Origin of the sequence: Lawsonibacter sp. LCP25S3_E2, from assembly GCF_052117285.1 — a bacterium.
In the GTDB taxonomy this organism is placed as follows: Bacteria; Bacillota; Clostridia; order Oscillospirales; family Oscillospiraceae; genus Lawsonibacter.
The window spans coordinates 57,801-82,334 of sequence record NZ_JBQKJL010000012.1 but is presented as its reverse complement, the minus strand read 5'-3'; the positions used below and the strand labels follow the sequence as shown (position 1 = coordinate 82,334).

Below are 24,534 nucleotides of genomic sequence, written 5' to 3'. Positions count from 1 at the left end.
GTGTTCCGGCTTTCCCTTTCGGCCAGACCGCCTGAAATGATCAAACGCCCCGTATTTTATCAGCATAAAATACGGGGCGTTTTTCTTACTGTTTCTTCTTGGAAGCCTCGCGCATCCGTTCGCCGTGGTCCAGGATCCGCTTGCGCAGACGCAGGTTCTCAGGGGTGCACTCCAGCAGCTCATCATCTGCCAGGAACTCCAGGCACTGCTCCAGAGACAGGGTCCGGGGAGTCACCAGGCGCAGGGCCTCATCAGAGCCGGAGGCCCGCATGTTGGTCAGCTGCTTCTTCTTGCACACGTTGACGGAGATGTCCTCGTTCTTGGGGGTAACGCCCACCACCATGCCGGCGTAGACAGGCGTGCCCGGACCAATGAACAGGCTGCCGCGCTCCTGGGCATTGTAAAGGCCGTAGGTCACAGCTTCGCCGGTCTCGAAGGCCACCAGGGAGCCGGTGGAACGGCGGCTGATCTCGCCCTTCAGGGGCTGGTAGCTGTCAAAGACGGAGGCCATGATGCCCTCGCCCTTGGTGTCGGTCAAAAACTCATTCCGGTAGCCGAACAGGCCGCGGGAGGGGACCAGGAACTCTACCTTCATCCGGTCGCCCACGGGATTCATCTCCAGCAGGTCGCCCTTGCGGGAGCCGATCTTCTCCATCACCGCGCCTACACAGTCGGCGGGGACATCCACCACCAGGCGCTCCACAGGCTCGCACTTCACGCCGTCGATCTCCTGGTAGAGCACACGGGGGGGAGAGACCTGAAGCTCATAGCCTTCCCGGCGCATGGTCTCGATGAGGATGGACAGGGACATCTCGCCCCGGCCGGCCACATTGAAGGAATCGGTGGAACCCTCCACCTCGGTGACCCGGAGGGACACGTCCTTCATGGTCTCCCGGAACAGGCGCTCCCGCAGCTGGCGGCTGGTGACAAACTTGCCCTCCCGGCCGGCAAAGGGGGAGTCGTTGACGGAGAAGGTCATCTCAATAGTGGGGGCGGAGATCTTTACAAACTCGATGGGCTCGATGCACTCGGGGGCGCAGATGGTATCGCCGATGGTGATCTCGCCCATGCCGCTCATGGCGATGATGTTGCCCGCCTCCGCCTGCTGCACGGGGACCTTGGCCAGGCCGTCAAACTCATAGAGGGTGGCCGCCTTGGCCTTCTTAGCGGGGGCATCGGGATCGTGGTAGTTGCACACAGCGATCTCCTGGTTCTGCTTAATGACGCCCCGCTCAATGCGGCCGATGGCGATCCGGCCCACAAACTCGTTGTAGTCGATGGAGGAGACTAGCATCTGGAAGGGGGCCTCCAGGTCCACCTCGGGGGCGGGGATATACTCCACAATAGCGTCAAACAGGGGCTTCAGGTCGCTGCCGGCCACGTCAGGCTGGACAGAAGCGGTACCCTGGCGGCCGGAGCAGAAGAGCATGGGGGAGTCCAGCTGCTCGTCGGTGGCATCCAGGTCCATCAGCAGCTCCAGCACCTCGTCAATGACCTCGTACACCCGCTGGTCGGGGCGGTCGATCTTGTTGACCACCACGATGACCCGGTGGCCCAGCTCCAGGGCCTTGCTCAGCACAAAGCGGGTCTGGGGCATGGGGCCCTCGGCGGCGTCCACCAGCAGGATGACGCCATTGACCATCTTCAAAATGCGCTCCACCTCGCCGCCGAAGTCGGCGTGGCCCGGAGTGTCCACAATGTTGATCTTAATATCGCCGTACTGTACAGCGGTATTTTTGGCCGTAATGGTGATGCCGCGCTCCCGCTCCAGGTCGTTGGAGTCCATGACCCGGTCCACCACGGTCTGGTTCTCTCGGTATACGCCCGACTGCTTGAGCAGCTCGTCTACCAGGGTGGTCTTGCCATGGTCGACGTGGGCAATAATTGCTACGTTTCTCAGTTTTTCATTCCGCATGGAAGCTGCACCTCTCTTGGATTTCTCAACGATTGGCTATTATACCTCTATTTTCTCCAAAACGCAACCAGGAGAAGAAAAAAATTATGAACCAGGAACCTTTTTGCCTCTTTTTCGTCTGTTTCCCATAGAAGGACCTGTTCCATGGATTTCAAGAATGGAAAAAATGTTCGAATTTCTCTTGACATTATGGAACGTTTGTTGTATTTTATAGCCAGAGGCACGAATTTTGTTGTAAGATGTCAGAATAGTCCGTTTTTTCGGACTATCTTTCCCATAAAATTTGGTCAAAACGAAACGGAGGGATCTCGCATGAAAACGGTCTACTACGCCACTTCCAATTTCATTCGCCATGAGGGCAACCTGGTGGATTTGTCTGAGTTCCGCCGTAAGCTCGCCCTGACCCAGGAGGGGAGCCTGGCCCCCAAACTGGAGCACCACAGTCAGCCGGCTCCGGTGCAAAAGCCCCAGCTCACCCTTTTGCCCTCCACCGGAAAAAAGCGCGGCCGGCGCCGGGAATGGGCCGCCTGGGTGCTGGACGCCTGTGCCAGTCTGGGTGTGATCGTCATGACCCTCTCCTTTGCACTGAACCTCTTTTAAGTCCGGCTCCCCTTCTTCCGTTTCGTAATTCGTTATAGTCTGGACAAGATTTGTTAAAAGAATGCCGGGAAAACCTCCCGGCATTCTTTTTTTGTACAATTTTTTCCACGCTTTTTGGGCAAAGGGGTTGACGGCAAAAATAAATTTGTGTATAGTATTGTTACCGTTTTGTAACTCTTATTGCAACTTTGTCATTTTTTCTTTGACAGAAGCGAGGTAACCCCAGATGGAACAGCTTCAGGCGCGGCTTCAGGAACTTGCCGCCAAACTAAATGAAACATTTACCTCCCTTTGGGAGCGAATTGACCAGTCCCCCCGGAAGAAAAAGCTTATGCTCTACTACAAGGTAGGCCGGGAGTGGTCCCGCATCCACATTCGCCGCTGGACCCACCTCTTTCACGGGGCGGCGGCGGGCAACCGGGCCGTAGGCCCCATTACATTTATTTTGGTCTCGGCTGCCTTAGGCTCTGCCCTTACCCTGACCACCCTCTATTCCACCAGCTATGCCGTGGTGGTGGATGGGGAGCAGGTGGGCGTGGTGGCCGATCAGAGCATTGTGGACCACGCCATCGCCACCGTGGAAAACCAGGGCTCCCAGCTGCTGGGCTATGATTACCAGGTGGAAGCCCAGGTGGATTATGAATTTGGCCTTACCTTAAAAAGCGATCTCAACGACGAGCAGACCATCCGCAATTATTTCTATGAACAGCTCAACGAGGTAAGCGATGAACTGCGGGCCTATGAAGTGGTGGTGGACGGCCGCGCCATCGGCGCGGTGAAGGATGAAAACTCCCTGTCCAACATGCTGGATGATCTGAAGGACCAGTACACCACAGAAAATACCGTAAAAACGGAGTTTGTAGAAAACCTGCAGGTGCGTAACGTCTATGCTGTGGAGGACCTGATGACCACCGACGAGATGCGCCAGGCCCTGGAGGCCAACTCCACCGGCGAAACCACCTATACGGTGGAAAAGGGCGATACCTTCAACGCCATCGCCTATGCCAACGACATGTCCGTCAGCGATTTAAAGGCCCTGAACCCCGGCATCGACATCAACCGCCTGATGATCGGGGACGTGCTGAACGTAAAGGAACAAATCCCCACCCTCTCGGTCCAGACCCTGGACCACGAGGTTTACACCCAGGCCATTGAATGCCCGGTGGAAACCGTGGAGGACAGCTCCATGTATAAGGGCGACAGCAAGATCATTACCCAGGGGGAGGAGGGCGAAGCCCAGATCGAAGCCGATGTGGTCTATGTGAACGGCTACGAGCAGGAACGGACCATCATCAGCTCCACCACCCTGCGGGAGCCCACCACCACCGTCAAGGCCGTGGGTACCAAGGAAAAGCCCAAGACGGCCTCTACCGGCACCTACAGCTGGCCCACCTCCAGCCGCCGCATCAACTCCTACTTTGGCGGCCGCTATCTCTATGGCTACTACGATTACCACTCCGGCCTGGATATCCACGCCACCTATGGAGAGAAGATTAAGGCCGCCGACGGCGGCACCGTTACCTTTGCCGGCTGGAAGGGCTCTTACGGCTACCTGGTCATCATCACCCACGACAACGGGGTCCAGACCTATTACGCCCACAATTCCTCCCTGCTGGTCTCGGCCGGTGACAAGGTCTATCAGGGCCAGGCCATTGCCAAAGCAGGCAGCACCGGCAACAGCACCGGCGTGCACTGCCACTTTGAGGTCCGGGTGCGGGGCACCGCGGTAAACCCCCTGAACTATTTGCGATAATGAAAAAAAGGATGGGCAAAGGCCCATCCTTTTTTATTCCTCTTTTTTCTCAAATCTCCGGCTCCACCGTGTGTTCCCGGTAATACTCCACATTTTGATACATGGTTACGATCTTCTGCTCTTCCTCGGTCAGCTCATAGCAGGGGGCGCCGTCTTTCCAGTAGATCCCCTGCTCATGGACCAGGGGAGTCAGTGCCCGCATCTCCCGTGCCAGCTGCATAAAGCCCGGCCCCTCCCAGCCGCACTGGGTAAAGACCTCTTCCATCAGGAAGCAGGGGGAGAAATCGCCGCCGTCTCCGGTAAAGTCGCTGCCCAGCACTTCCTTGGCCGCGGAATTGGCCCAGATGAGATAGGGGGTAGCGAAGTAGTCGTAAAAACCCTGGACCGTGGTAAGATCAAAGGTACAGCCCAGCTCGGTGTAGCCGGTATTTCCATTTCCGCCCCAGGGCTTGTGGTCCCCAAAGAGGACCAGCACCACCGGCTCCTCCATTGCCTCCAGGCCATCCACCAGATCGGTAATGGCCGACAGGGTATCCGACACACGCATGAGGTAGTTGTTCCAGATGTTGCAGGTGGAGTCACTGAATCCAGTGGTCTCAGGGGTAAGATAGCTGTCCCCGGAGGTATATTTCCACTCATAGGGGCCGTGATTCTGGTAGGAGACGGAGAAGGAGAAGCAGGGGCCGTCCTGGATGCGCTCCTGGAGCTGTTTTAACAGCTCCTCCATGAGAATATGGTCGGAATTCCACTGGGCGGCCACCGGGTCTACCAGCTCCCCATAGTGGTTTTCCGTGAACCAGTACTCCTGAAAACCCAGAAGCTGGTTGATGGTCTGCCGGTCATAAAACCAGCCGAAGCCTGGGTGGCTGCCGAAGGTCTGATAGCCCTGGCCGTCCAGATACCACACATAGGAATCCGTATTCTGAATAAAATCACTGTGGCTGGAATAGCCGGTGAGAAAGGCCCACTCGGTGTCCACCGTTCCTCCGGCGAAAATATTGGTAAGCAGCCGCCCGGACACAGATTGCTCCGCCAGCTGGTGCCAGGGGGCATAGACCTCCATCACGCTGTCCTGCTGGGCCAGCACCTCAAAGTCCGTCAGGTCGCAGAAGGCCTCCAGCATGATTCCCATGACCGACACCTTTTGCTCCTCGGGGATATCCGCGTCTTTATACTGTCCCAGAAGCTGGGCGGCAGTAGGCTCGTCGTAGTCCTCCGGCGCCACAAAAATCAGCTCCCGGAAGGAGTGGAGGAAGGGGTAGATCCCACCCTTTGTCACATAGTCCTGGGCCTCATCCCAGGGCATAGCCCCGCCGGTCTTTTCGTAATAGTAGTCGTTGAGATAGATGCTCACAAAGCTGACGCACAGCAGCGCTGCGGCCGAAACCGCCCCCAGCATCCGTATGGGCCAGCCCTTGATTCCCTGGGGCATGAGGACAATGGAAAAGATCAGTCCCCCCACAAGGGCGGCCACCACCAGCCAGATAAGCCAATTGAGTTCCAGCTCATAATTTCCCACAATTCCCGCCGCTTCTGAGGCAAGGCTCAGGTCTACCGCCAGGAAGGGGTCGGCCCGGAGCTGGATTTTAAAGTAATTGACCAGGGCCACACCCATGATGGGGAGAAATCCCCCTAAAAAGCCCACCCAGGCCCGGCGGAACAGAAAATAAAAGAGCCAGACCAGCAGCACCGGGGGCCAGAGGTTGAGAAACAAAATAAGCGGATCGGTGAGATAGGATAAAAGCAGATCCTTGCTCACCAGCGTCTCCACCGCCATAGCGGAACACAGCAGGGACAATAACCCAATGCAGCACCCCAGCCCCGTCAGGGCCAGGGCCATCCAAATCTGGTGGGCCCGGCCATATCGCTCCTGTGTGCCGGAAGGCAGGCGCATGATTTGCAGCAGTGTTTTCATAAAAGCTCCTCCGATCCCTGTGGGATGTTCATCAGTGCCCAAAGAATATTTGTATATTTTAGCGCTTTTTCTTCTGATTTGCAAGCAAAAAGAGGAAAAAGAGGCCGGAGCGCCCTCCTTTTGGGAAGCGCTCCAGCCAAATTCAGCCGTTATTGGGTTTGCTCTTAGTAGGCCAGCTTCTCCTCCAGCCAAGCCTTCAGCTCGCTGATGGGAACCCGCACCTGCTCCATGGTGTCACGGTTACGGATGGTGACAGCGTGGTCGGCCTCCTCGGTCTCGCTGCCCACGGTCTGGAAGTCCACGGTGATGCAGTAGGGAGTGCCCACCTCGTCCTGACGGCGGTAACGCTTGCCGATGGAACCGGCGTCGTCATAGTCCACCATAAAGTACTTGGAGAGCTCCGCCTGGATCTCACGGGCCTTGTCACCCAGCTTCTTGCTGAGGGGCAGCACGGCGCACTTGAAGGGGGCCAGGGCGGGGTGGAGGCGCAGGACGGTGCGGACATCGTTCTTCTCCGCGTCCACGACCTCCTCGTCATAGGCGTCCACCAGGAAGGCCAGGGTCACACGGTCAGCACCCAGGGAGGGCTCCACCACATAGGGGATATAGTGCTCATTGCTCTCCTGGTCAAAGTAGGTCATGTCCTTGCCGGAGGTGGTCTGGTGGGCGTTCAGGTCAAAGTTGGTGCGGGATGCAACACCCCACAGCTCGCCCCAGCCGAAGGGGAAGACGAACTCAAAGTCGGTGGTGGCGTTGGAGTAGTGGGAGAGCTCCTCAGGATCGTGGTCCCGCAGACGCAGGTTCTCGTCCTTCATGCCCAGGTCCAGCAGCCACTGGTGGCAGAACTGCTTCCAGTAGGCAAACCACTCCAGCTCAGTGCCGGGCTTGCAGAAGAACTCCAGCTCCATCTGCTCAAACTCACGGGTGCGGAAGGTGAAGTTGCCCGGAGTGATCTCGTTGCGGAAGGACTTGCCCACCTGGCACACACCGAAGGGCAGCTTGCGGCGGGTGGTGCGCTGGACGTTCTGGAAGTTGACAAAGATGCCCTGGGCGGTCTCAGGCCGGAGGTATACGGTGTTCTTCGCATCCTCGGTGACGCCCTGGAAGGTCTTGAACATCAGGTTGAACTGGCGGATGTCGGTCCAGTTGTGTTTGCCGCAGGAGGGACAGCAGATGTTGTGCTCCTCCACAAACTCCTTCATCTGGGCCTGGCTCATGGCATCCACGCTGTGGCCCAGGTCGAAGCTATTTTCCTGGCACCAGTCCTCGATGACCTTGTCGGCGCGGAAGCGCTCCTTACACTCTTTACAATCCATCAGAGGATCGGAGAAACCGCCCACGTGGCCGGAGGCCACCCACACCTGGGGGTTCATCAGGATGGCGGCGTCCAGACCCACGTTATAGGGGTTCTCCTGGACGAACTTCTTCCACCAGGCCTTCTTCACGTTGTTCTTCAGCTCCACACCCAGAGGGCCGTAGTCCCAGGTGTTGGCCAGGCCGCCGTAGATCTCGCTGCCGGAGAAGATAAAGCCCCGGCCCTTACAGAGGTTTACGATCTTTTCCATGGTCTTTTCGGTGTTTTTCATGTGATAACTTCCTTTCTGTCAAGCATCCTTGGCTCAAGGCAATTTCAATGCACCTTCTGGCAAACAAAAACGCCCTGAGCCGTTTTGAATCGGCTCAGGGCGAACAAAAACTGTCCGTGGTTCCACCTGAATTCGTGTCTGGCTGACACGCACTTCGTTCCCGGTAACGGCGGGGACCGGCGGGCCATTTCCTGCCCGCGCTCCAGGAGGCCTTCCCGCCGCGCCTTCGGAGGATTTTCACCAGCCATCCTCTCTCTAAAACCCGGCCGCAGGGTACTGTTTCCTGTCGTCGCTTTGGTAAGCATTTTATGATAGTTTTGCCCCAATGTCAAGGGATTTTTCCACTATCGGGACAAAAGCTTCTTCATGCCCTCTTCCAGACCCTCCACTGTCAGGGGGAACATGGGAAATTCCCTGGCAATGACATCATAGGTCTCGGACCAATAAGCCCCCCACTGGGGGCGGCGGCTGGGGTTGAGCCAGATGCTGTGCTTGAAACGGCCCTTCAAAAGCCGCAGCCAGTCCATGCCGCACTTGGGGCCGTCCTCCCGGTCCCACCGGCCATAGTAGCCGCCCATGAGCTCATAGGGGGCCATCTGGGCGTCCCCCACCAAAATGAGCTTATAGTCGCTGGGGATGTTGGAGAGCACCCAGTCGGTAGTCACGCTGTTTTTGGACATGAGCATGGGGTCGTGGTAGAGGCGGGCGTAGGGACAGTTGTGAAAGTAGTAGACCTTCAAATCCTTAAAGTGCCCGGATTTGCTCACCGCCTGAAAGAGGGCAGAGCACAGGTTGCTATAGTAGTCCATGGAGCCGCCGGAATCCATCATCAGCAGCACTTTGACGGTATTTTCCCGAGGGCGCTTGTAGCGCACCTTCAGCACGCCGCCATTGTCGGCGGTATCCTTGATGGTGTTGTCCACATCAAACTCAGTAGGGGGGAGGTCCACCAGACCGGAAAACTGCCGCAGTTTGCGCAGGGCCACCTGAAACTGCCGGGTGTCCAGGGTGTTGTCCCGGCGGAAATCCCGGAACTTCCGCTCCCCCGCCACCCGGAAGGCCCGGTGGTGCATGCTCTCGCCCCCCACCCGGATGCCCTTGGGGGAGTTGCCGCTGTTGCCGAACATGGACATGCCGTGGGTACCCACCCAGTAGCTGCCGCCGTTGTGCTCCTCGGTCTGCTCGGCCATGCGCTCCCGGAGCATCTGCTCGATCTCCTCCTCGGAGAAACCCAGATTGCGAAGGGCTTGCTCCTCGTCCCAGGTGGCGTAGTCGGAGAGCACATCCGGCTTGTTGAGCCAGTCCAGCAGCTCCTGAGAGACCTCCTGCTGGAAGGGGACGTCCTTAAAATACTCCAGGAAGGTGCGGTCAAAGGCGTCGAAGTCCGCCTCACTTTTCACTAAAAGGCACCGGCACAGGTGGTAAAACCCCGTAAAGCTGGCCCCATGAAGGCCCTTGTGGAGGGCCTCCATCAGGGCCATCCACTCGGTGAGAGAGACCTTTAACCCGTTTCGCCGGAGCAGATAGAGAAAATCCTCAAACATGATGCTTCCTTTCCTCTCCACAGCTTTCCTGACAATAGTCGACTCGAGGCCGGTATTTCCAAAGGGCCCGATCGAAGCCGTGGAAGTTCTTTTTGGGTACTTTTTCTTCAAAGAAAAAGCACCTTATCTCCAGTTGCGGCGCAGGGTGTCGATGTCCTCATTTTTCTTCAGCAGCACCCCCAGGTAGGGGACCTCCTTCACGATCCGGTCCACTGCCACGCCCCCATGCTGGAGGGCCTGGATCCAGTCGATGATCTCACTGGTGGAGGGCTTCTTTTTGATCTGGGGCAGGCTGCGGATGCGGTAGAAGGCCTCCAGCACCTGGGTGAGCAGCTTCTCGTTCAGATCCGGGAAGTGCACCCGCACGATGTCTGCCATCAGATTCTTGTCCGGGAACTCGATATAGTGGAACACGCACCGACGCAGAAACGCATCGGGCAGCTCCTTTTCCGCGTTGGAGGTGATGATCACCACCGGGCGGTGGTTGGCCTTCACCGTGCGGCCCGTCTCGGGGATGTGGAACTCCATCCGGTCCAGCTCCCAGAGAAGGTCGTTGGGGAACTCCAAATCGGCCTTGTCGATCTCATCGATGAGCAAAATGACCTGCTCGTCACTGGTAAAGGCCTCGCCCAGCTTGCCCAGCTTCACATACTTCTCAATGTCGTCCACCCCCTGGCCGCCGAACTGGCTGTCATAGAGGCGCTGGACCACGTCGTAGACATACAGGCCGTCCTGGGCCTTGGTGGTGGACTTGATGTTCCAGATGATGAGTTTTTTCCCCAGTGCCTGGGAGATGGCCTCGGCCAGCATGGTCTTGCCAGTGCCCGGCTCGCCCTTGATCAAAAGGGGCTTTTGGAGCACCATGGCGATGTTGGCCGCCCGGAGCAGCTCCTCCGAGGCCACGTAATTCTGACTTCCGCGAAATTCTTCCATACCCAATCCTTCCCGGCCCAGGGGCCTTCGTTTTCATGTTCCGCATTGTATCGTGTTTTTGTGGAAAATTCAAGGGTTTGTCTTGCTTTTTCCCGATGCCAGCGGTTACAATAGGGGATAATTCAAAAAGTTTTCCACATTTTTTATCAGCTGAGGTGATTTTGTGTCTGAATTTGCCGTTGCTTTGTTTGCTGTGGCGGTGATCGGCATTCCCATAGCAATTTTATTGTACAACGATTACGGGAAAAAGCGGGGCTGCGGACACGGCTGCGCCACCTGCGGAAACCGGGAGATCTGCCACGGAAGAAAAAAGGAAACCAAAGAGGAGGGGCACTGACGTGCCCCTCCTCTTTGGTTATTTATACTTCTGGCTCTCTGCTACCGCAAGCTCATCGCAGCGGTTATTGTAAGGATTCTCCGCGTGGCCCTTGACCCAGTGGAGGTGGACGGTGTGGTAGTCGCACAGGTCCAGAAGCCTGCCCCACAAATCGGGGTTGAGGGCGGGCTTTTTGTCCGACTTTATCCAGCCCCGTGCCCGCCAGCCCTTGGCCCAGCCCTTTCCCAGGCCGTCGATGACATACTTGCTGTCGGAGTAGAGCTCCACCGTACAGGGCTCCTTCAACGCCTCCAGAGCGGTGATGACCCCGGTGAGCTCCATGCGGTTGTTGGTGGTCTGGGCCTCGCCTCCGGACAGCTCTTTCTTATGGGAACCGTACATCAAAATAGCCCCCCAGCCCCCTGGGCCGGGGTTGCCCGAACAGGCTCCGTCGGTGTAGATGGTCACTTGTTTCATAGTTTCTCCAAAATCTCCCGGCGTTTCTGGTCATATTCGCTTTGGGTAATCAGCCCCGCCTGCTTCAAACTCTCCAGCTGCTCCAGCCGCTGCTTCGCATCCAGGGCGGTGGAGGGGATGTGGTCATGGGTCTGGGGGGCAGGGGAGGAGGGATGCTCTTGGGGCATCTGGGTGTTGTCCTCCTCAATGGTGATCTCCGGACCTGTGTATTTTGTTCCAAAGGCCTGGTAGCCGTTCATGGCGGTGATGCCGATGGCGGCCAGGGTCCACAAAATTCCAAAGGGGCCAAAGGTAGGAATGACCACAAACAGGCCGATCAAAATAAACACGCCGCCCCACACCATACCAAAAGCCCCTTGGGCTTTGCTTGGGCGATAGGTTACCCGCCGTTTTCTCACAGAACAAACCTCCTGTTCCAGAAAACAATCAACAGGGCTTACATTCCCTTCAAAATCGCTTTCTGAGCTGCTCAACCTTTGTTTTTAAGGCACTCTGTTTCTTATTTTTGTTCCGGCCCGGCCCATATTTTCTTTTCTCCTGGTAGGGAAGATAGATGCCGTAGCCAACAACTGCAACAAGGACAAAGAAAATGAAATTTGCCTTGAATGGGAGGACACCTCCCAGAACAGAAATGACCGTACCTCCCATTGGTTCTCCTTACTGATCGCCCTCGGGCACTGTGGGCTCCTCCTCCGTCTCAGGCTGGGTGACCTCGACGGTCTCTTCCCGCTCAGCCAGGGCCAGGGAGATCACCTGATCGCCCTCCTCCTTAAAGCGCATGACGATGACGCCCTGGGTGGCGCGGCCCGCCTCTCGGATGGTATCCACATGGGTACGGATGAGGATGCCCGCCTGGGTGACCAGAAGCAGGTCCTCCTCACCGGTAACCACCTTGATGCCCACGATCTTGCCGGTCTTCTCGGTGACGGCGTAGTTCTTGATGCCCAGGCCGCCCCGGTTGGTGATCCGGTACTCCTCCACGGCGGTACGCTTGCCATAGCCCTTCTCTGTGATGGTCAGCACCGTTCTGCCGGCGGTCATCCGGGCGGCACCTACCACATAGTCGCCCTCCCGCAGGCGGATGCCCCGCACGCCTACAGCGGTACGGCCCATGGGCCGCACATCGTTCTCATCAAAGCACACGGCCATACCGTCATGGGTGGCAATGAGGATCTTCTTGGTGCCATCGGTCTCCCGCACGGCCACCAGCTCGTCCCCTTCCTCCAGGGTCAGGGCCCGGATGCCGTTGTTGCGCAGGTTCTTCAGCGCCTCCACCGGCAGGCGCTTCACGGTGCCCATCCGGGTGACCATGGTGAGGTAGAGTTCCTTATCCCCGACCTCTCGGAAATGGAGCATGGCCTGGACCTTCTCACCCTGTTCCACCTGGATGATGTTGATGATGTTGGTGCCCTTGGCGGTCTTTCCGCTCTCGGGGATCTGATAGCCCTTCTTCCGGTACACCTTTCCGGTGTCAGTGAAGAAGAGGATATAGTCGTGGGTGGAGGCGGTGAACACATCCACCACATAGTCCTCTTCCCGTGTGGTGATGCCCTTCTTACCCATGCCGCCCTTACTCTGGGCCGTATACTCACTTACCGGGGTGCGCTTGATATAGCCCGCCTGGGTGAGGGTAAAGACGCACTGCTCCTCCTCAATGAGGTCTTCAATGTCGATCTCATCCTCCACATCCTGGATTTCGGTGTAGCGCTGGTCCCCGTACTTGTCCCGGATGGCAATGAGCTCTTCTTTGAGCACACCCCGGAGCATCTCCTCACTGGACAGGAGCTGATTAAAGTAAGCAATGCGCTCCTCCAGCTCCTGGTACTCCTTCTCCAGCTTCTCCCGGTCCAGACCCTGAAGGGCCTTCAGGCGCATGTCCAGAATGGCCTGGGCCTGAACCTCGTCCAGGTCAAAGCGGGTCATCAGGTTTTCCTTGGCGTTGTCGTAGCTGGTGCGGATGATGTGGATGACCTCGTCAATGTTGTCCTGAGCCACCAGCAGGCCTTCCAGCAGGTGGGCACGCTCCTGGGCCTTTTTCAGATCGAACTGGGTGCGGCGGATGATGACCTGCTCCTGATAGGCAATGTACTCGTCCAGAATGTGACGCAGGGAGAGAATCTTGGGCTGAAGCTTGCCATTGACCTCCACCAGGGCCAGCATGTTGATGGCAAAGGTGGTCTGGAGCTGGGTCTGGGCAAAGAGGCGGTTCAAAACCACCTGGGGATTGGCATCCCGCTTAAGCTCAATGACAATGCGCATGCCGTTGCGGTCGGTCTCGTCCCGGATGTCGGAGATGCCCTCCAGGCGCTTGTCCTCCACCTGGTCGGCCATGTTCTTGATGAGCATGCGCTTGTTGACCTGATAGGGGATCTCGGTGATGACAATGCGGGTGCGGTCCTTGCCGAACTCCTCAAACTCGTGGCGGGCCCGGACGGTGATCCGGCCCCGGCCGGTGGCATAGGCGGCCCGGATGCCGCTGCGGCCCATGATGATGCCCCGTGTGGGGAAGTCGGGGCCGTGGAGATGCTCCATGAGGTCCGCCAGGGAGGACTCGGGGTCGTCGATGACCTGGATGGTGGCGTTGATGACCTCGGTGAGGTTGTGAGGGGGGATGTTGGTGGCCATGCCCACGGCGATGCCGGAAGATCCATTCACCAGCAGGTTGGGGAACCGGGAGGGGAGCACCTTGGGCTCCTTCCGGGTCTCGTCAAAGTTGGGATCCCAGTCCACGGTGTCCTTTTCAATGTCCCGGAGCATCTCGTCGGAGAGCTTGGACATGCGGGCCTCGGTATAACGGTAAGCGGCCGGGGGGTCGCCGTCGATGGAACCGAAGTTGCCGTGGCCGTCCACCAGCACATAGCGCATGGAAAAGTCCTGGGCCAGACGGACCAGGGCGTCATAGACGCTCTGATCTCCGTGGGGGTGGTACCGGCCCAGCACGTCGCCCACGCAGGTGGCGGACTTTTTGAAGGGTTTGTCCGCCGTCAGATTATCCTCATACATGGCGTAGAGGATACGGCGGTGGACGGGCTTGAGTCCATCCCGCACGTCGGGCAGGGCCCGGCCCACAATGACGGACATGGCGTATTCAATATAGGATTTCTCCATCTCCGGAACCAGGGGGGAGGTGACGATATGTTGGTTCGGGTAACGGATCTCCTCAGGATCATACTGCGGTTTTTTGCTCATGCTTTAAGCTTCCTCCATGTTACACATAAAAGCGAAAGATTGGAACCATCCCTCCGCTTACACATCAGTAGTCAAGGTTCACCACGTACTTGGCGTTCTTTTCAATAAATTCCTTCCGGGGCTCCACCTTCTCGCCCATGAGGATATTGAAGGTGGCATCCGCGGCCACGGCGTCGTCCAGCTCGATGCGCCGCAGGGTGCGCTTCTCCGGGTCCATGGTGGTCTCCCAAAGCTCATGGGGGTTCATCTCGCCCAGACCCTTAAAGCGGCTGATATCAATTTTCACATTGGGATTGCCCCCGCGCATCTCTGCGGAGATCTGGTCGCGCTCCTCATCGGAGAAAGCCACCCGTGTAGTCTTGCCGCGGGTCAGCTTGTAGAGGGGCGGAACGGCGGAATAGACATACCCATGCTCAATGAGCGGGCGCATAAAGCGGAAGAAGAAGGTCAAAAGCAGGGTGCGGATGTGGGCGCCGTCTACGTCGGCATCGGCCATGATGATGACCTTGTGATAGCGAAGCTTATTGAGGTCAAAGTCGTCCCCGATGCCCGCGCCCAGGGCGGTAATGACGGGGGTCAGCTTATCGTTGCCATACACCTTGTCCGCCCGTGCCTTCTCCACGTTGAGCATCTTGCCCCACAGGGGGAGGATGGCCTGGAACCGGGAGTCACGGCCCTGGGTGGCGGAGCCGCCGGCGGAGTCGCCCTCGACGATGTAGAGCTCGGTGAGCTCGGGGTTGGCCTCGTTGCAGTCCCGGAGCTTGTCCGGCATGGCGGCGCCCCCCAGAGCGGTCTTTCTCCGGATGGACTCCCTGGCCTTTCTCGCCGCCTCCCGAGCCCGGTTGGCGGTGAGGGCCTTGTCCAGAATGGCCCGGCCCACGGCGGGGTTCTCCTCCAGGTAGGTCTCTAGCTTCTCACTGACAATGGAATTGACCAGGGTGCGGATCTCGCTGTTGCCCAGCTTCGCCTTGGTCTGGCCCTCAAACTGGGCCTCGGTGAGCTTCACCGAGATGACCACGGTAAGGCCCTCCCGGCAGTCCTCGCCGGAGACCTTCTCGTCATCCTTCAGCAGCTTAATCTTCCGGCCGTAGGCGTTGAGGGTGTTGGTCAGCGCCCGGCGGAAGCCTTCCTCATGCATGCCGCCCTCGGGGGTGTGCACGTTGTTGGCAAAGGAGACCATGATCTCGTTGTAGCTGTCGTTGTACTGCATGGCTACCTCGGCCATGGAATCTTCCTTTGCCCCGGACATATAAATCACGTCAGAGTGAATGGGGTCCTTGTTCTTGTTGAGGAAGGTGACAAACTCCCGGATGCCGCCCTCATAGCACATGTCGTCCTCCTGCTCCCGGCCGGGGCGCAGGTCCACGGTCTGGATGCGAAGGCCCGCGTTGAGGAAGGCCTCTTCCCGCATGCGGGTGTGGAGGGTCTCGTAGTTATACTCCACCGTATCGAACATCTCGGGGTCGGGCTTGAAGGTGACGGTGGTGCCGCTGTGGTCGGTCTTGCCTACGATGGTCATTTCCTGGGTAATCTTACCCCGTGCAAACTTCATCTCATAGATCTGGCCGTTTTTGTGCACCTGCACCTCCAGCCATTCAGACAGGGCGTTGACCACGCTGGCGCCCACGCCGTGCAGGCCGCCGGAGACCTTATACCCGCCGCCGCCGAACTTGCCGCCGGCATGGAGGATGGTAAAGACCACTTCCAGGGCGGGCCGTCCGGTCTGAGGCTGAATGTCCACGGGGATACCGCGGCCGTTGTCGGTAACGGTGATGGTGTTGCCCGGATTGATGGTCACGGTAATATCCTTACAGTATCCAGCCAGAGCCTCGTCAATGGAGTTGTCCACGATCTCATAGACCAGGTGGTGCAGGCCGGATTCTGAGGTGGAACCGATGTACATACCCGGACGCTTCCGGACTGCCTCCAGCCCCTCCAGGACCTGAATCTCTGACCCGCCATACTCATGGTCGGTCTGTGTGGTATTCAATTCGCTGCGTTCTTCAGACATAGTTTACCTCCGGTTTCAGCCTTTTGGAAGAATTGAGAAGGGAGGGGGGAGAAGGGTTTCTCACCTCTCCTTTCTCAACTCTCCGTCGTATACTCGCATAATATTACTCTACAGAATCACTTTCCAGCCGTTTTTTCAAAATGGCGGCGGACAGGGGAGAGATATAGACCATAGGCTCTCCTCCTCTGGCTTCTGTGAGTACAAAGGATCGGGGCAGGTCATCCGTCAGCCAGACGGCCCGGCCTTCCTGCTCCGCCCGTTCCAAAAACTCACGGGTCTTATAAGCCCAGCTGGCGTTGTCCAGATCAAAGACAGCCAGAATTTCCCCATAGGGAATCATAACCGATTGTCCCAGATGAAGATACATGGTTTCTCCTTCTAAATCAGCTTTCCGCCCTGGATATGGAAGCTCTTTCCCTGTTCCAGGCCCTCCAGCTTTTCCTCCTCACAGCAGGTGATAAACACCTGCCCGCCCTTGATGTGATTGAGCACAAAGGACTGCCGCTTTCCATCCAGCTCCGAGAGCACATCGTCCAGCAGCAGCACCGGCCACTCGCCCGTATCCGCCTGGAAAATTTCCCGCTGGGCCAGCTTTAATGACAGGGCAGCGGTGCGTACCTGGCCCTGGGATGCGTAGGTCTTGGCGCTCTGCCCATCCAGATAGACGGTGAGGTCGTCCTTGTGGGGGCCGGACAGGCACTGACGGCTGTCCAGCTCTGCCTGGCGGTGGCGCTCCTGGTGGTCCAGCAGCTGGGGAAGAATTTCCCGTGGGGATGCCAGGGGGTCCTGGACGGAGGATACGGTCTCATACCGCAGCTCCATCTGCTCCCGTCCCCCGGAAAAATCTCCGTGGATGGCGGGGGTGTGTTCCCGCAGGCGTTTGATGAAGTGGGCCCGGTAGTGGATCACAATGGCTCCGGTCTGGGCCATGCGCAAGTTAAAGTCATCCAGGGTATGAAGCAGGGATGGATTTTCCGGCCAGTCCCGCAAAATCCGGGTTTTGTGCTCATAGAGGCGGTTATATTCCCCCAACGCCTGGGCGTACCGGGGGCGCAGCTGACAGATGGCGCTGTCCAGGAATTTCCGCCGTTCCGCCGCCCCCGCCCGGATGAGGGACAGGTCCTCGGGACAGAAGAGGACGGTGGTCAGGATGCCCGCCAGCTCCCCGGCGGTTTTCAAACGCACCCCGTTGGAATAGAGCTGCCTTCCCCGGCCCCGGAAAAGCTTTGCTTCCAAAGTGAAGTCCCGGTCCCGGCTCTCGATCTCTCCCCGGAGAAAGGCGGAGTCCACGTTCAGCATGATCATCTCCCGGTCATACCGGGCCCGGTGGGACCGGGCGGCGGACAGATAGGCCACCGCCTCCAGAAGATTGGTCTTTCCCTGGGCATTGTCTCCATAAATGAGATTTACCTTTGGGTCAAACCGGGCCTGCAGGTGGGCGTAGTTGCGGAAAAAATCCAGCTCCAGCTCCCTTACGATCATTGGACCACCAATTCCAGCTCGCCGTCAATGGCCGCCCGGTCACCGGGGCGCAGCTTCTTGCCCCGCATGGTGCAGGTTTCGCCGTTGACGGTCACCCGGCCCTCCTGGATGATCAATTTAGCGTCCCCGCCCGTCTCCACGGCACCGGCAAATTTCAGCAGATCCTGGAGCTTGATAAATTCGGTTTTGATTTTGATGTTATGGGATTCCATAAAAAGCCTCCCTTAAATTCAGTTGGCCTTTAGCCGCACCGGGAGCACCATGTAGATGAAGTTCTCCTCTCCCTCGGCGGGCAAGATGACACAGGGGGCCACGCCGGAGGTAAACTCCATGCGCAGCTTGTCGGCGGGGGCAGCCTTCAAGGCATCCATGAGATATTTGTTGTTAAAGCCGATTTCCAGTCCCTGCCCGTCCCCGGAAACCATGCACTGGTCAGCGGCATCACCGATGGCAGTTTTGGTGGTAATGGATACCACCCCGTCACCAAAGACGCAGCGCAGGGGGGACTTCAGTTTTTCACTGATGATCAGAGAGACACGCTCAATGGATGCCAGCAGAGACCGGGCCTCTACCTCAATGTGAATGGTATTGTTCCGGGGAATGGCGTTGCGGTAGGGCAGGAACTCTCCCTCCAGCCGGCGGCAGACCAGCACCGTGTCCCCAGTCTGGAACATAATGTGCCGGGCCCCCTGGGTAATGGTGACCGCTTCCTCTCCGGCGCAGATCTTCTCTACCTCGCCCAGGGCGGAGCCGGGCACCACAAAGGAAAAACCTTCCGCTCCCTTTTTTTCCATCACGCTCTCCTTGCGCAGGGCCAGGCGGTACCCGTCCACCGACACCACCGTCAGCATCTGGCCCTCTACCTCAAAGAGAGAACCGGTATGGATGGGGCGGCTTTCGTTGTCGCTGACGGCAAAGAGGGTCTGGGCGATCATGGAGCGCAGGGTGGGCTGGGGGAGGGTAAGAGTATTCTGCTGGTCCACGGTGGGCAGCTCAGGGAATTCCTCCGGGTCGGTACCCAGAATATTGAATTCCGACATACCGCATTTAATATTGACGGTATATCCCTGGGTGGAGAAAATCACCATATCGTCGGGCATCTTGCGCACGATCTCTCCAAACAGCCGGGCGGACAGGACCAGGGAGCCCTTCTCTTTGATCTCAGCGGGGACGGTGGCCTGGATGCCCGTTTCCAGGTTATAGCCGGTGAGGCGAAGGCTCTCTCCGGCTTCGATGAGGATGCCCTCCATAGCGGGGATGGAGCTTTTAGCTGCCACCGCTCTGGAGGTCACTGCTACCGCGCCGGACAGCAAAGCCTTTTCGCAGGAAAATTTCATGGTGAATTCCTCCAATCTCTTTCTCTCCCCCTCTTAGGGGAGGAGAGGATATAAGTTCGTAACAGTAGTCCGTAGGGGAAAAAAAGGTGGAAAGATGCCCCAATCCGTTGGGAGAGTAAGGAAAGCGGCTCCACAGGCCATGTGGGAAATTCAGAGCCAAAATAGGCGGAATGTGGAAACAGGAAAATTTTCCACATTTCTACCTGAACATTCCACATTTTTCTGTGGAATGCTGTGGAAAACCGGATGGGGTGCTCCTTACGTTATTCGTACCGGTTATTGATGTTGGTGGTGATGTCCTTGATGATCTCCGCCTTCTCCGGGTCGGTTTTCACCAGGCTCTCGATGCGGGACAGGGAGTTGAGGACGGTACTGTGGTCCCGGTTGTCAAACTCCTTGCCGATGTCCTTGAGGGAGGTGCCCACCATCTGGCGGATGAGGTACATGGCAATCTGCCGGGCCAGGGAGATATCCTTGGAGCGGCCCTGGCCCCGGAGGGTGGCGGGCTCGATGTTATAGAACTTGCACACCTCGTCAATGATTACGTCGGCGGTGGGGAGGATGTCGGATTTCTCTTTGAAGATATCCTTCACCGCCCGGATGACGGTGTTTTTGTCCAGAGAGTCGCCGATCAGGTCCTGATAGGCCATGATCTTGTTGACGGTGCCCTCCAGCTGCCGGACGTTGGCGGTGATGTTTTCTGCAATGAGCTGAATGAGAAAGTCGGGCAGCTCCATGCCCATGCGGATGGCCTTGTTTTTGATGATGGCCATACGGGTTTCATAGTCCGGGCGCTGGATGTCCGCCAGCAGACCCCACTCAAACCGGGTTTTCAGACGGTCCTCCAGACGGAGCATCTCTTTTGGGGGACGGTCGGAGGTAAAGACGATCTGCTTTTTCAGCTCATACAGGGTGTTGAAGGTATGGAACATCTCCTCCTGGGTGGAGTCGCGGCCGGCGATAAACTGTACGTCGTCCATGAGGAAGATATCCGCACCCCGGTACTTCTCCCGGAACTCCTGGTTGCGGCCCTCCCGGATGGCGTGGATGAGCTCGTTGGTGAAGGTATCGCCCTTAATGTAAACGACTTTATAGTCGGGACGGCGCTCATGGACCGTGTGGGCAATGGCATAGAGAAGGTGGGTCTTGCCCAGGCCGGACTCCCCGTAGATAAACAGGGGGTTATAGCTCTGCCCTGGGTTGTCGGCCACGGCCCGTGCGGCGGCATGGGCAAATTTGTTGGAGGAGCCCACTACAAAGCGGTCAAAGGTATATTCCTCCGTACCTGGGAGAAAATCACTTTGCTTTGGGGTCTCCTTGGCCGCATCCAATTCTCCCTCAGTCAGCACGATGACCTCAAAATCTGCGGAAAACAGCTCATGGAGCGCCTTTTGAATGGCGGGCAGATAGCGGGCGGCGATGATATCCCGCTTAAAGCGGGTGGGGGAGTAGATGGTAAAGCTGGTTTCGTCCAAAGAGACGGCGACAGTGTCGTCAAACCAGGTGTTGATGGTGGTTTCGGTCATCTCATTTCGCATCAGGGAGACTACCTTATCCCACACTTCCACAGTGGGGTTCATGGATTGACCTCCTTCATAGGACCCTGAGCCCATGGAGGGGGCGGCAGGGTGCATAAACTTTCAAAGCGCCTCCCCCGGCGCACCGGAGAAGGCGGCAGATAATCAAAAAAAACAGAAAAATCCACATCCATTATTATACCAAAAACAGGGCTTCACCGCAAGGATTTCCCGCATTTTTTATTTATAATGTATGGTCTTTTTTTGGCAGAAATTGTGGAGAGGGAAAAGGAGCGCTACAAGATATAGGGAACTATTCCAAAAAAAGAAAAAAACACTGGAAAATCAAAAAAAATCTAGTTGACACGGGGCGGTTTTATCCGCTATAATGATGGACGTATCTTTTGAGGGAGGGCCGATTCTGCCCTTTTTCAGAAAGAGCGGGCTTTTGAAACAGAGCCCTGATACAGCAGACCGCAGCCCATCTGGGCTGTTGTTGGGCCGGGAGAGCCGGCTTGAAATCAAATGAGGAGGTGTCCCCCATGCTTCGTACCTATCAGCCCAAGAAGCGCCAGCGTTCCAAGGAGCACGGCTTCCGCAAGCGTATGGCCACCCGCAACGGCCGCAAGGTGCTGGCTCGCCGCCGCGCCAAGGGCCGCGCCCGTCTGACTCACTAATGGTCTGGGCGTTTTTCGCCCGGTTCCTGTGAGACAGGCAAGACCGATCTCGGATGAGACGCGGTAAGAGGACACAATTCACATAGATGGCGCAAAAGGGGCGTGGGAGATATTCCCCCGCCCTATCTGTGCATACGCAGCTTTTTTCGAGTAACCACGGGAAGATCCCCAGGAGGAAAGGCATGAAACATACCGTTTCGCTGAAACAAAATCATGAATTCCGCCGGCTCTATCACAAGGGAAAAAGCGCGGTTTCTCCTTACTTTGCCATCTACTGCCGCAAAACCGGACGCTTGGAGAGCCGCCTGGGCATTACCACAGGGGTAAAGCTGGGCCACGCCGTCAAGCGTAATTTTGTCCGCCGCCGCATCCGGGAGCTGTACCGCACCAATGAGAGCAAATTCACCCCCGGCTATGACATTGTAGTAGTCGCCCGGACCAGGGCTATTTTTGCCCGCTACAGTGAGCTGGAGCGCAGCTTTCTTCAGCTGATGAAAAAGCTGGGCCTGACCCTTCCGGAGGAGGGAAAGGGATGAAGAGGCTTTTGTTGGCGCTCATTCGGTTTTATCAGCGTTATATCTCCCCTGCGCGCCCCCCGTGCTGCCGGTTTATTCCCACCTGCTCGGCCTATGCCCTGGAGGCGGTGGAAAAATACGGCGCGGCAAAGGGGGGCTGGTTGGCTGTGCGCAGAATTTTGCGCTGCCACCCATTTCACCGGCAGAAAACCGTGGAATATGATCCGGTTCCATAGGAACTGCCCCAACTGATCAAATTGCGGAGGTAATGTTGTGGGTATTATTTTAGCACCCTTTGCCTGGCTGCTGCTGTTTTTCTACAATCTCTTTGACAACTACGGCCTGGCCCTGATCCTGTTTGCTATTGTCATTAAGCTCATTTTGTTCCCTGTGTCCCTCAAAACCAAGAAGAGCATGATTCAGACCACCATGCTCTCCGGAAAGATGCAGCAGCTGCAAAAGCAGTACGGCAAGGACCGGGAGCGCTATAATCTGGAGGTCCAGAAGCTCTATGAGCGGGAGAAGGTCAACCCCATGGGCGGCTGTCTCTGGTCCCTCATCCCCATGGTGGTCCTGATCGCCCTGTACGGCATCATCCGTGAGCCGCTGACCTATTTTATGAACCTGTCTATGGAGCAGATTCAGCTCCTGGCTGATCAGCTGGACTGGCAGACTGTGGCTGTGGCCAACGGCTGGATGAGTCAGGCTGCCATGGACAAGCTGGTGGAAAAAGTCGCCAGCGGAGGAGCTGCCCATATCTTTGAAAACGGCGCCTATAACCAGATGTATCTGGTTTCCCTGATCAATTCCAGCAACATCGAGAGCCTGAAGGCTGCTCTGAACGCCCAGTTTGCCGGGGCCGGAGACGGCCTGTTTGTGCTGAACTTCCAGTTCCTGGGTCTCGACCTGTCCAAAATCCCCAACTGGAATTTCTGGGCCGGTGGGATCACCCTGGCTTCTGTGGGCCTGTTCATCCTGCCCCTGGTGTCCACGCTCATTTCCTTCCTGTCCATGAAGGTGTCCATGGCCACCAACCAGATGAACACCAAGCAGCCTCAGAACAAGCAGATGGAATCCACAAACAAGATGATGATGTGGATGATGCCTCTGATGTCCTTGTGGATCGGCTTTACGGTACCCGCCGGCCTGTCTGTGTACTGGATCACCCAGTATGTGGTGAACATGGGTCAGGAAGTCGTGTGTGCCAAGATGCTGAAAAAGGACTATGAGGCCGCCCGGCTTGCCGCAGAGAAGCGGGAGCAGGAGGAAAGAGAAGAGGAGAAGCGCCGCAAGGAGGAGGCCCGCCTGGAGCGTGCCCGCCGTCTGGAGGAAGAGAAGAAGAACCGGGGCAAAAAGAAGCCCGGCCAGAAGAAGGGTGAGCCCGACCAGGAAGGTGTCAACAAGGAGGACAGCCGGGAGGGCATCCGTGCCTATGCCCGCGGCCGCGCTTATATCCCCAACCGGTTTGGCGCAGTGACTCCCTATACCGACCCCAACGATCTGATCCGGGCGCAGATGGAAGCTGCCGCCGCCGGCAAGACGAAGAAAAAGAAGGACAAGGCTGAAGAGAAGAAGGAAGAGCCCAAGCCCAAGACGGAGGACGTACAGGTTACCGCCGTGGCAGAGCAGCCCGTTCAGCCGGAAGAAACCAAGCCCGCGCCTGCTGAGGAAGAGAATACCCAGCCTGTGGAGATGGAAACCGTTGAGGTGGAAGTGGAGCAGGTCGAGGTAGAAGTGGACGAGGACGAGAAGAAGGAGGGCGAATGATGTTGAAATGGATTGAAACCACTGGCCGTTCCGAGGAGGATGCCATTTCCGCCGCCCTGTTTCAGCTGGGGTTGGACCGAGACGACGTGTCCATCGAGGTCATCGAGCGGGCAAAGTCCGGCTTTTTGGGTTTTGGCAGCAATCCGGCCAAGGTTCGCGTGAGTTATGAGGAAGAAAATGGGGTTCCCTGTGCCAAGAAGCTGATTCTGGAGGAGCAGGAGCCCGTGGCCGCTCCCACCGCTGCTCCCGTGGAGAAGAAGGCTGTGGTGGAGGAAACGGTGCTGCTGTCCGCTCCCCAGGAGAAGGCGGAAAGTTCCGCCGCCCCTGTGGAGGAGGAGACCATTCTGGCTGCCAAGCCCGGCATGAATCCCCCCAAGAGCAGCCGTCCCCGTGCAGAGCGCCGGGAGAAGCCCCGCCGCAGCAAGAGTGAGAACCATCTCCAGGAGGGGGATGAGGTCATCATCGGCAATGTGCCCAAGGCCGCTCCCGCCGCTCCGGTGCAGGTGACCCCCGCCGCCGAGGACGATGTCCGGGCCGCTCAGATCCGCACCTTCCTCACCGGCTTGATGGAGCATCTGAATGTGGAGGCTGAGCCTGAAATTTTTGTCACTGACGAGGGTAACTACAAGGTCATCCTCCAGGGCAAGGACCTGGGCGCTATCATCGGCCGCCGGGGTGAGACCCTGGACGCCATCCAGCAGCTGACCAGCTACTCCGTGAACCGGGGGCTTTCCAAGCGGGTGCGCATCCATGTGGATGCCGAAGGCTACCGGGCCAAGCGGGAGGAGTCCCTCCAGCGTCTGGCGGTGAAGGTGGCCGGGAAAGTGGTCAAGTACCGCAAGAACATGACCCTGGAACCCATGAACGCCTACGAGCGCCATGTGATCCACACCGCCCTTCAGGATTATCCCAACGTCACCACCTATTCCACCGGTGTGGAGCCCAACCGCCGCACCGTTGTGGCCTATGCGCCCGGCCAGAAGTAAATGGCAGATCACGC

The 24,534-nt window shown here is 57.6% G+C and carries 23 protein-coding genes and 1 other annotated feature; of the genes, 8 read left to right on the top strand and 15 right to left on the bottom strand.

Going from position 1 to position 24,534, the window contains the following annotated elements; all coding sequences use genetic code 11:
- Positions 1-85: 85 nt before the first annotated feature.
- Positions 86-1,915 (bottom strand): translational GTPase TypA, encoded by a 1,830-nt coding sequence (gene typA / locus ACTQ3R_RS11365; RefSeq protein WP_441779305.1) that lies wholly within the window; start codon positions 1,913-1,915, stop codon positions 86-88.
- 312 nt (positions 1,916-2,227) lie between these two features.
- Between typA and ACTQ3R_RS11360 the strand changes: the two genes are divergently transcribed.
- Together ACTQ3R_RS11360 and ACTQ3R_RS11355 are read left to right on the top strand one after the other, a co-directional pair.
- On the top strand, positions 2,228-2,515 hold the full coding sequence (locus tag ACTQ3R_RS11360) for a hypothetical protein (protein ID WP_441779306.1): 288 nt from the start codon (positions 2,228-2,230) through the stop codon (positions 2,513-2,515).
- A 226-nt stretch (positions 2,516-2,741) separates the two neighbouring features.
- Positions 2,742-4,268, top strand: a complete 1,527-nt coding sequence (locus tag ACTQ3R_RS11355) for a peptidoglycan DD-metalloendopeptidase family protein (RefSeq protein WP_441779307.1) — start codon at positions 2,742-2,744, stop codon at positions 4,266-4,268.
- A gap of 49 nt (positions 4,269-4,317) precedes the next feature.
- Here ACTQ3R_RS11355 and ACTQ3R_RS11350 read toward each other — a convergent pair whose 3' ends face one another.
- From ACTQ3R_RS11350 to ACTQ3R_RS11335, 4 genes are all read right to left on the bottom strand, one after another.
- The gene (locus ACTQ3R_RS11350; RefSeq protein ID WP_441779308.1) at positions 4,318-6,183 is read right to left on the bottom strand and encodes an LTA synthase family protein; all 1,866 of its coding nucleotides are present in this window, start codon (positions 6,181-6,183) and stop codon (positions 4,318-4,320) included.
- 164 nt (positions 6,184-6,347) lie between these two features.
- The gene (locus ACTQ3R_RS11345) at positions 6,348-7,769 is read right to left on the bottom strand and encodes a glycine--tRNA ligase (RefSeq protein WP_441779309.1); all 1,422 of its coding nucleotides are present in this window, start codon (positions 7,767-7,769) and stop codon (positions 6,348-6,350) included.
- A gap of 92 nt (positions 7,770-7,861) precedes the next feature.
- Positions 7,862-8,068, bottom strand: a binding site (T-box leader).
- Between the two features lie 45 nt (positions 8,069-8,113).
- Positions 8,114-9,313, bottom strand: a complete 1,200-nt coding sequence (locus ACTQ3R_RS11340) for a vWA domain-containing protein (protein ID WP_441779310.1) — start codon at positions 9,311-9,313, stop codon at positions 8,114-8,116.
- Positions 9,314-9,436: 123 nt separating this feature from the next.
- Positions 9,437-10,246, bottom strand: coding sequence for an AAA family ATPase (locus tag ACTQ3R_RS11335; protein WP_441779311.1), 810 nt, complete (start codon positions 10,244-10,246; stop codon positions 9,437-9,439).
- 163 nt (positions 10,247-10,409) lie between these two features.
- Between ACTQ3R_RS11335 and ACTQ3R_RS11330 the strand changes: the two genes are divergently transcribed.
- Positions 10,410-10,583 carry a hypothetical protein gene (locus tag ACTQ3R_RS11330; RefSeq protein WP_441779312.1) on the top strand — a complete coding sequence of 58 codons (174 nt, stop codon included), beginning with the start codon at positions 10,410-10,412 and terminating at the stop codon, positions 10,581-10,583.
- Positions 10,584-10,601: 18 nt separating this feature from the next.
- On the opposite strand, the gene rnhA is transcribed toward ACTQ3R_RS11330, so the two are convergent.
- The 10 genes from rnhA to dnaA form a co-directional block, all read right to left on the bottom strand.
- Positions 10,602-11,039 carry a ribonuclease HI gene (gene rnhA / locus ACTQ3R_RS11325; protein ID WP_441779313.1) on the bottom strand — a complete coding sequence of 146 codons (438 nt, stop codon included), beginning with the start codon at positions 11,037-11,039 and terminating at the stop codon, positions 10,602-10,604.
- Positions 11,036-11,437, bottom strand: coding sequence for an SHOCT domain-containing protein (locus tag ACTQ3R_RS11320; RefSeq protein WP_441779314.1), 402 nt, complete (start codon positions 11,435-11,437; stop codon positions 11,036-11,038). The genes rnhA and ACTQ3R_RS11320 overlap by 4 nt, the downstream gene beginning before the upstream one ends.
- 49 nt (positions 11,438-11,486) lie before the next feature.
- Positions 11,487-11,687, bottom strand: a complete 201-nt coding sequence (locus tag ACTQ3R_RS11315) for a hypothetical protein (protein WP_441779315.1) — start codon at positions 11,685-11,687, stop codon at positions 11,487-11,489.
- Between the two features lie 9 nt (positions 11,688-11,696).
- Positions 11,697-14,228 carry a DNA gyrase subunit A gene (gene gyrA, locus ACTQ3R_RS11310; RefSeq protein ID WP_441779316.1) on the bottom strand — a complete coding sequence of 844 codons (2,532 nt, stop codon included), beginning with the start codon at positions 14,226-14,228 and terminating at the stop codon, positions 11,697-11,699.
- Between the two features lie 64 nt (positions 14,229-14,292).
- Entirely contained in the window at positions 14,293-16,239 is a 1,947-nt protein-coding gene (gene gyrB / locus ACTQ3R_RS11305; protein ID WP_441779317.1) for a DNA topoisomerase (ATP-hydrolyzing) subunit B, read from the bottom strand.
- Between the two features lie 103 nt (positions 16,240-16,342).
- On the bottom strand, positions 16,343-16,606 hold the full coding sequence (gene remB, locus ACTQ3R_RS11300) for an extracellular matrix regulator RemB (protein ID WP_441779318.1): 264 nt from the start codon (positions 16,604-16,606) through the stop codon (positions 16,343-16,345).
- 11 nt (positions 16,607-16,617) lie between these two features.
- The gene (gene recF / locus ACTQ3R_RS11295; RefSeq protein WP_441779319.1) at positions 16,618-17,721 is read right to left on the bottom strand and encodes a DNA replication/repair protein RecF; all 1,104 of its coding nucleotides are present in this window, start codon (positions 17,719-17,721) and stop codon (positions 16,618-16,620) included.
- Entirely contained in the window at positions 17,718-17,933 is a 216-nt protein-coding gene (locus ACTQ3R_RS11290; RefSeq protein WP_441779320.1) for an RNA-binding S4 domain-containing protein, read from the bottom strand. Before ACTQ3R_RS11290 ends, recF begins: the two co-directional genes overlap by 4 nt.
- An 18-nt stretch (positions 17,934-17,951) precedes the next feature.
- Complete coding sequence (dnaN, locus tag ACTQ3R_RS11285; protein WP_441779321.1) at positions 17,952-19,058, bottom strand: DNA polymerase III subunit beta; 1,107 nt, start codon at positions 19,056-19,058, stop codon at positions 17,952-17,954.
- Between the two features lie 263 nt (positions 19,059-19,321).
- Complete coding sequence (gene dnaA / locus ACTQ3R_RS11280; RefSeq protein WP_441779322.1) at positions 19,322-20,638, bottom strand: chromosomal replication initiator protein DnaA; 1,317 nt, start codon at positions 20,636-20,638, stop codon at positions 19,322-19,324.
- A gap of 479 nt (positions 20,639-21,117) precedes the next feature.
- Here dnaA and rpmH point away from each other — a divergent pair, with 479 nt between their 5' ends.
- The 5 genes from rpmH to jag all read left to right on the top strand — a co-directional run bounded on the left by rpmH (position 21,118) and on the right by jag (position 24,520).
- Positions 21,118-21,252 carry a 50S ribosomal protein L34 gene (gene rpmH, locus ACTQ3R_RS11275; protein ID WP_040649988.1) on the top strand — a complete coding sequence of 45 codons (135 nt, stop codon included), beginning with the start codon at positions 21,118-21,120 and terminating at the stop codon, positions 21,250-21,252.
- 182 nt (positions 21,253-21,434) lie between these two features.
- Positions 21,435-21,788: a ribonuclease P protein component gene (gene rnpA, locus ACTQ3R_RS11270; RefSeq protein WP_441779323.1), complete on the top strand. Its 354-nt coding sequence runs from the start codon at positions 21,435-21,437 to the stop codon at positions 21,786-21,788.
- Complete coding sequence (gene yidD, locus ACTQ3R_RS11265) at positions 21,785-22,003, top strand: membrane protein insertion efficiency factor YidD (protein WP_441779324.1); 219 nt, start codon at positions 21,785-21,787, stop codon at positions 22,001-22,003. The genes rnpA and yidD overlap by 4 nt, the downstream gene beginning before the upstream one ends.
- A gap of 37 nt (positions 22,004-22,040) precedes the next feature.
- Entirely contained in the window at positions 22,041-23,534 is a 1,494-nt protein-coding gene (locus ACTQ3R_RS11260; RefSeq protein ID WP_441779325.1) for a YidC/Oxa1 family membrane protein insertase, read from the top strand.
- Positions 23,534-24,520, top strand: coding sequence for an RNA-binding cell elongation regulator Jag/EloR (gene jag / locus ACTQ3R_RS11255; RefSeq protein WP_441779326.1), 987 nt, complete (start codon positions 23,534-23,536; stop codon positions 24,518-24,520). The genes ACTQ3R_RS11260 and jag overlap by 1 nt, the downstream gene beginning before the upstream one ends.
- Positions 24,521-24,534 lie beyond the last annotated feature (14 nt).

Bases quoted from the DNA above. Each gene is read 5' to 3' on its own strand.
- typA (WP_441779305.1), bottom strand. From the start codon at position 1,915: ATGCGGAATGAAAAACTGAGAAACGTAGCAATTATTGCCCACGTCGAC.
- ACTQ3R_RS11360 (WP_441779306.1), top strand. From the start codon at position 2,228: ATGAAAACGGTCTACTACGCCACTTCCAATTTCATTCGCCATGAGGGC.
- ACTQ3R_RS11355 (WP_441779307.1), top strand. From the start codon at position 2,742: ATGGAACAGCTTCAGGCGCGGCTTCAGGAACTTGCCGCCAAACTAAAT.
- ACTQ3R_RS11350 (WP_441779308.1), bottom strand. From the start codon at position 6,183: ATGAAAACACTGCTGCAAATCATGCGCCTGCCTTCCGGCACACAGGAG.
- ACTQ3R_RS11345 (WP_441779309.1), bottom strand. From the start codon at position 7,769: ATGAAAAACACCGAAAAGACCATGGAAAAGATCGTAAACCTCTGTAAG.
- ACTQ3R_RS11340 (WP_441779310.1), bottom strand. From the start codon at position 9,313: ATGTTTGAGGATTTTCTCTATCTGCTCCGGCGAAACGGGTTAAAGGTC.
- ACTQ3R_RS11335 (WP_441779311.1), bottom strand. From the start codon at position 10,246: ATGGAAGAATTTCGCGGAAGTCAGAATTACGTGGCCTCGGAGGAGCTG.
- rnhA (WP_441779313.1), bottom strand. From the start codon at position 11,039: ATGAAACAAGTGACCATCTACACCGACGGAGCCTGTTCGGGCAACCCC.
- ACTQ3R_RS11315 (WP_441779315.1), bottom strand. From the start codon at position 11,687: ATGGGAGGTACGGTCATTTCTGTTCTGGGAGGTGTCCTCCCATTCAAG.
- gyrA (WP_441779316.1), bottom strand. From the start codon at position 14,228: ATGAGCAAAAAACCGCAGTATGATCCTGAGGAGATCCGTTACCCGAAC.
- gyrB (WP_441779317.1), bottom strand. From the start codon at position 16,239: ATGTCTGAAGAACGCAGCGAATTGAATACCACACAGACCGACCATGAG.
- remB (WP_441779318.1), bottom strand. From the start codon at position 16,606: ATGTATCTTCATCTGGGACAATCGGTTATGATTCCCTATGGGGAAATT.
- recF (WP_441779319.1), bottom strand. From the start codon at position 17,721: ATGATCGTAAGGGAGCTGGAGCTGGATTTTTTCCGCAACTACGCCCAC.
- ACTQ3R_RS11290 (WP_441779320.1), bottom strand. From the start codon at position 17,933: ATGGAATCCCATAACATCAAAATCAAAACCGAATTTATCAAGCTCCAG.
- dnaN (WP_441779321.1), bottom strand. From the start codon at position 19,058: ATGAAATTTTCCTGCGAAAAGGCTTTGCTGTCCGGCGCGGTAGCAGTG.
- dnaA (WP_441779322.1), bottom strand. From the start codon at position 20,638: ATGAACCCCACTGTGGAAGTGTGGGATAAGGTAGTCTCCCTGATGCGA.
- rpmH (WP_040649988.1), top strand. From the start codon at position 21,118: ATGCTTCGTACCTATCAGCCCAAGAAGCGCCAGCGTTCCAAGGAGCAC.
- rnpA (WP_441779323.1), top strand. From the start codon at position 21,435: ATGAAACATACCGTTTCGCTGAAACAAAATCATGAATTCCGCCGGCTC.
- yidD (WP_441779324.1), top strand. From the start codon at position 21,785: ATGAAGAGGCTTTTGTTGGCGCTCATTCGGTTTTATCAGCGTTATATC.
- jag (WP_441779326.1), top strand. From the start codon at position 23,534: ATGTTGAAATGGATTGAAACCACTGGCCGTTCCGAGGAGGATGCCATT.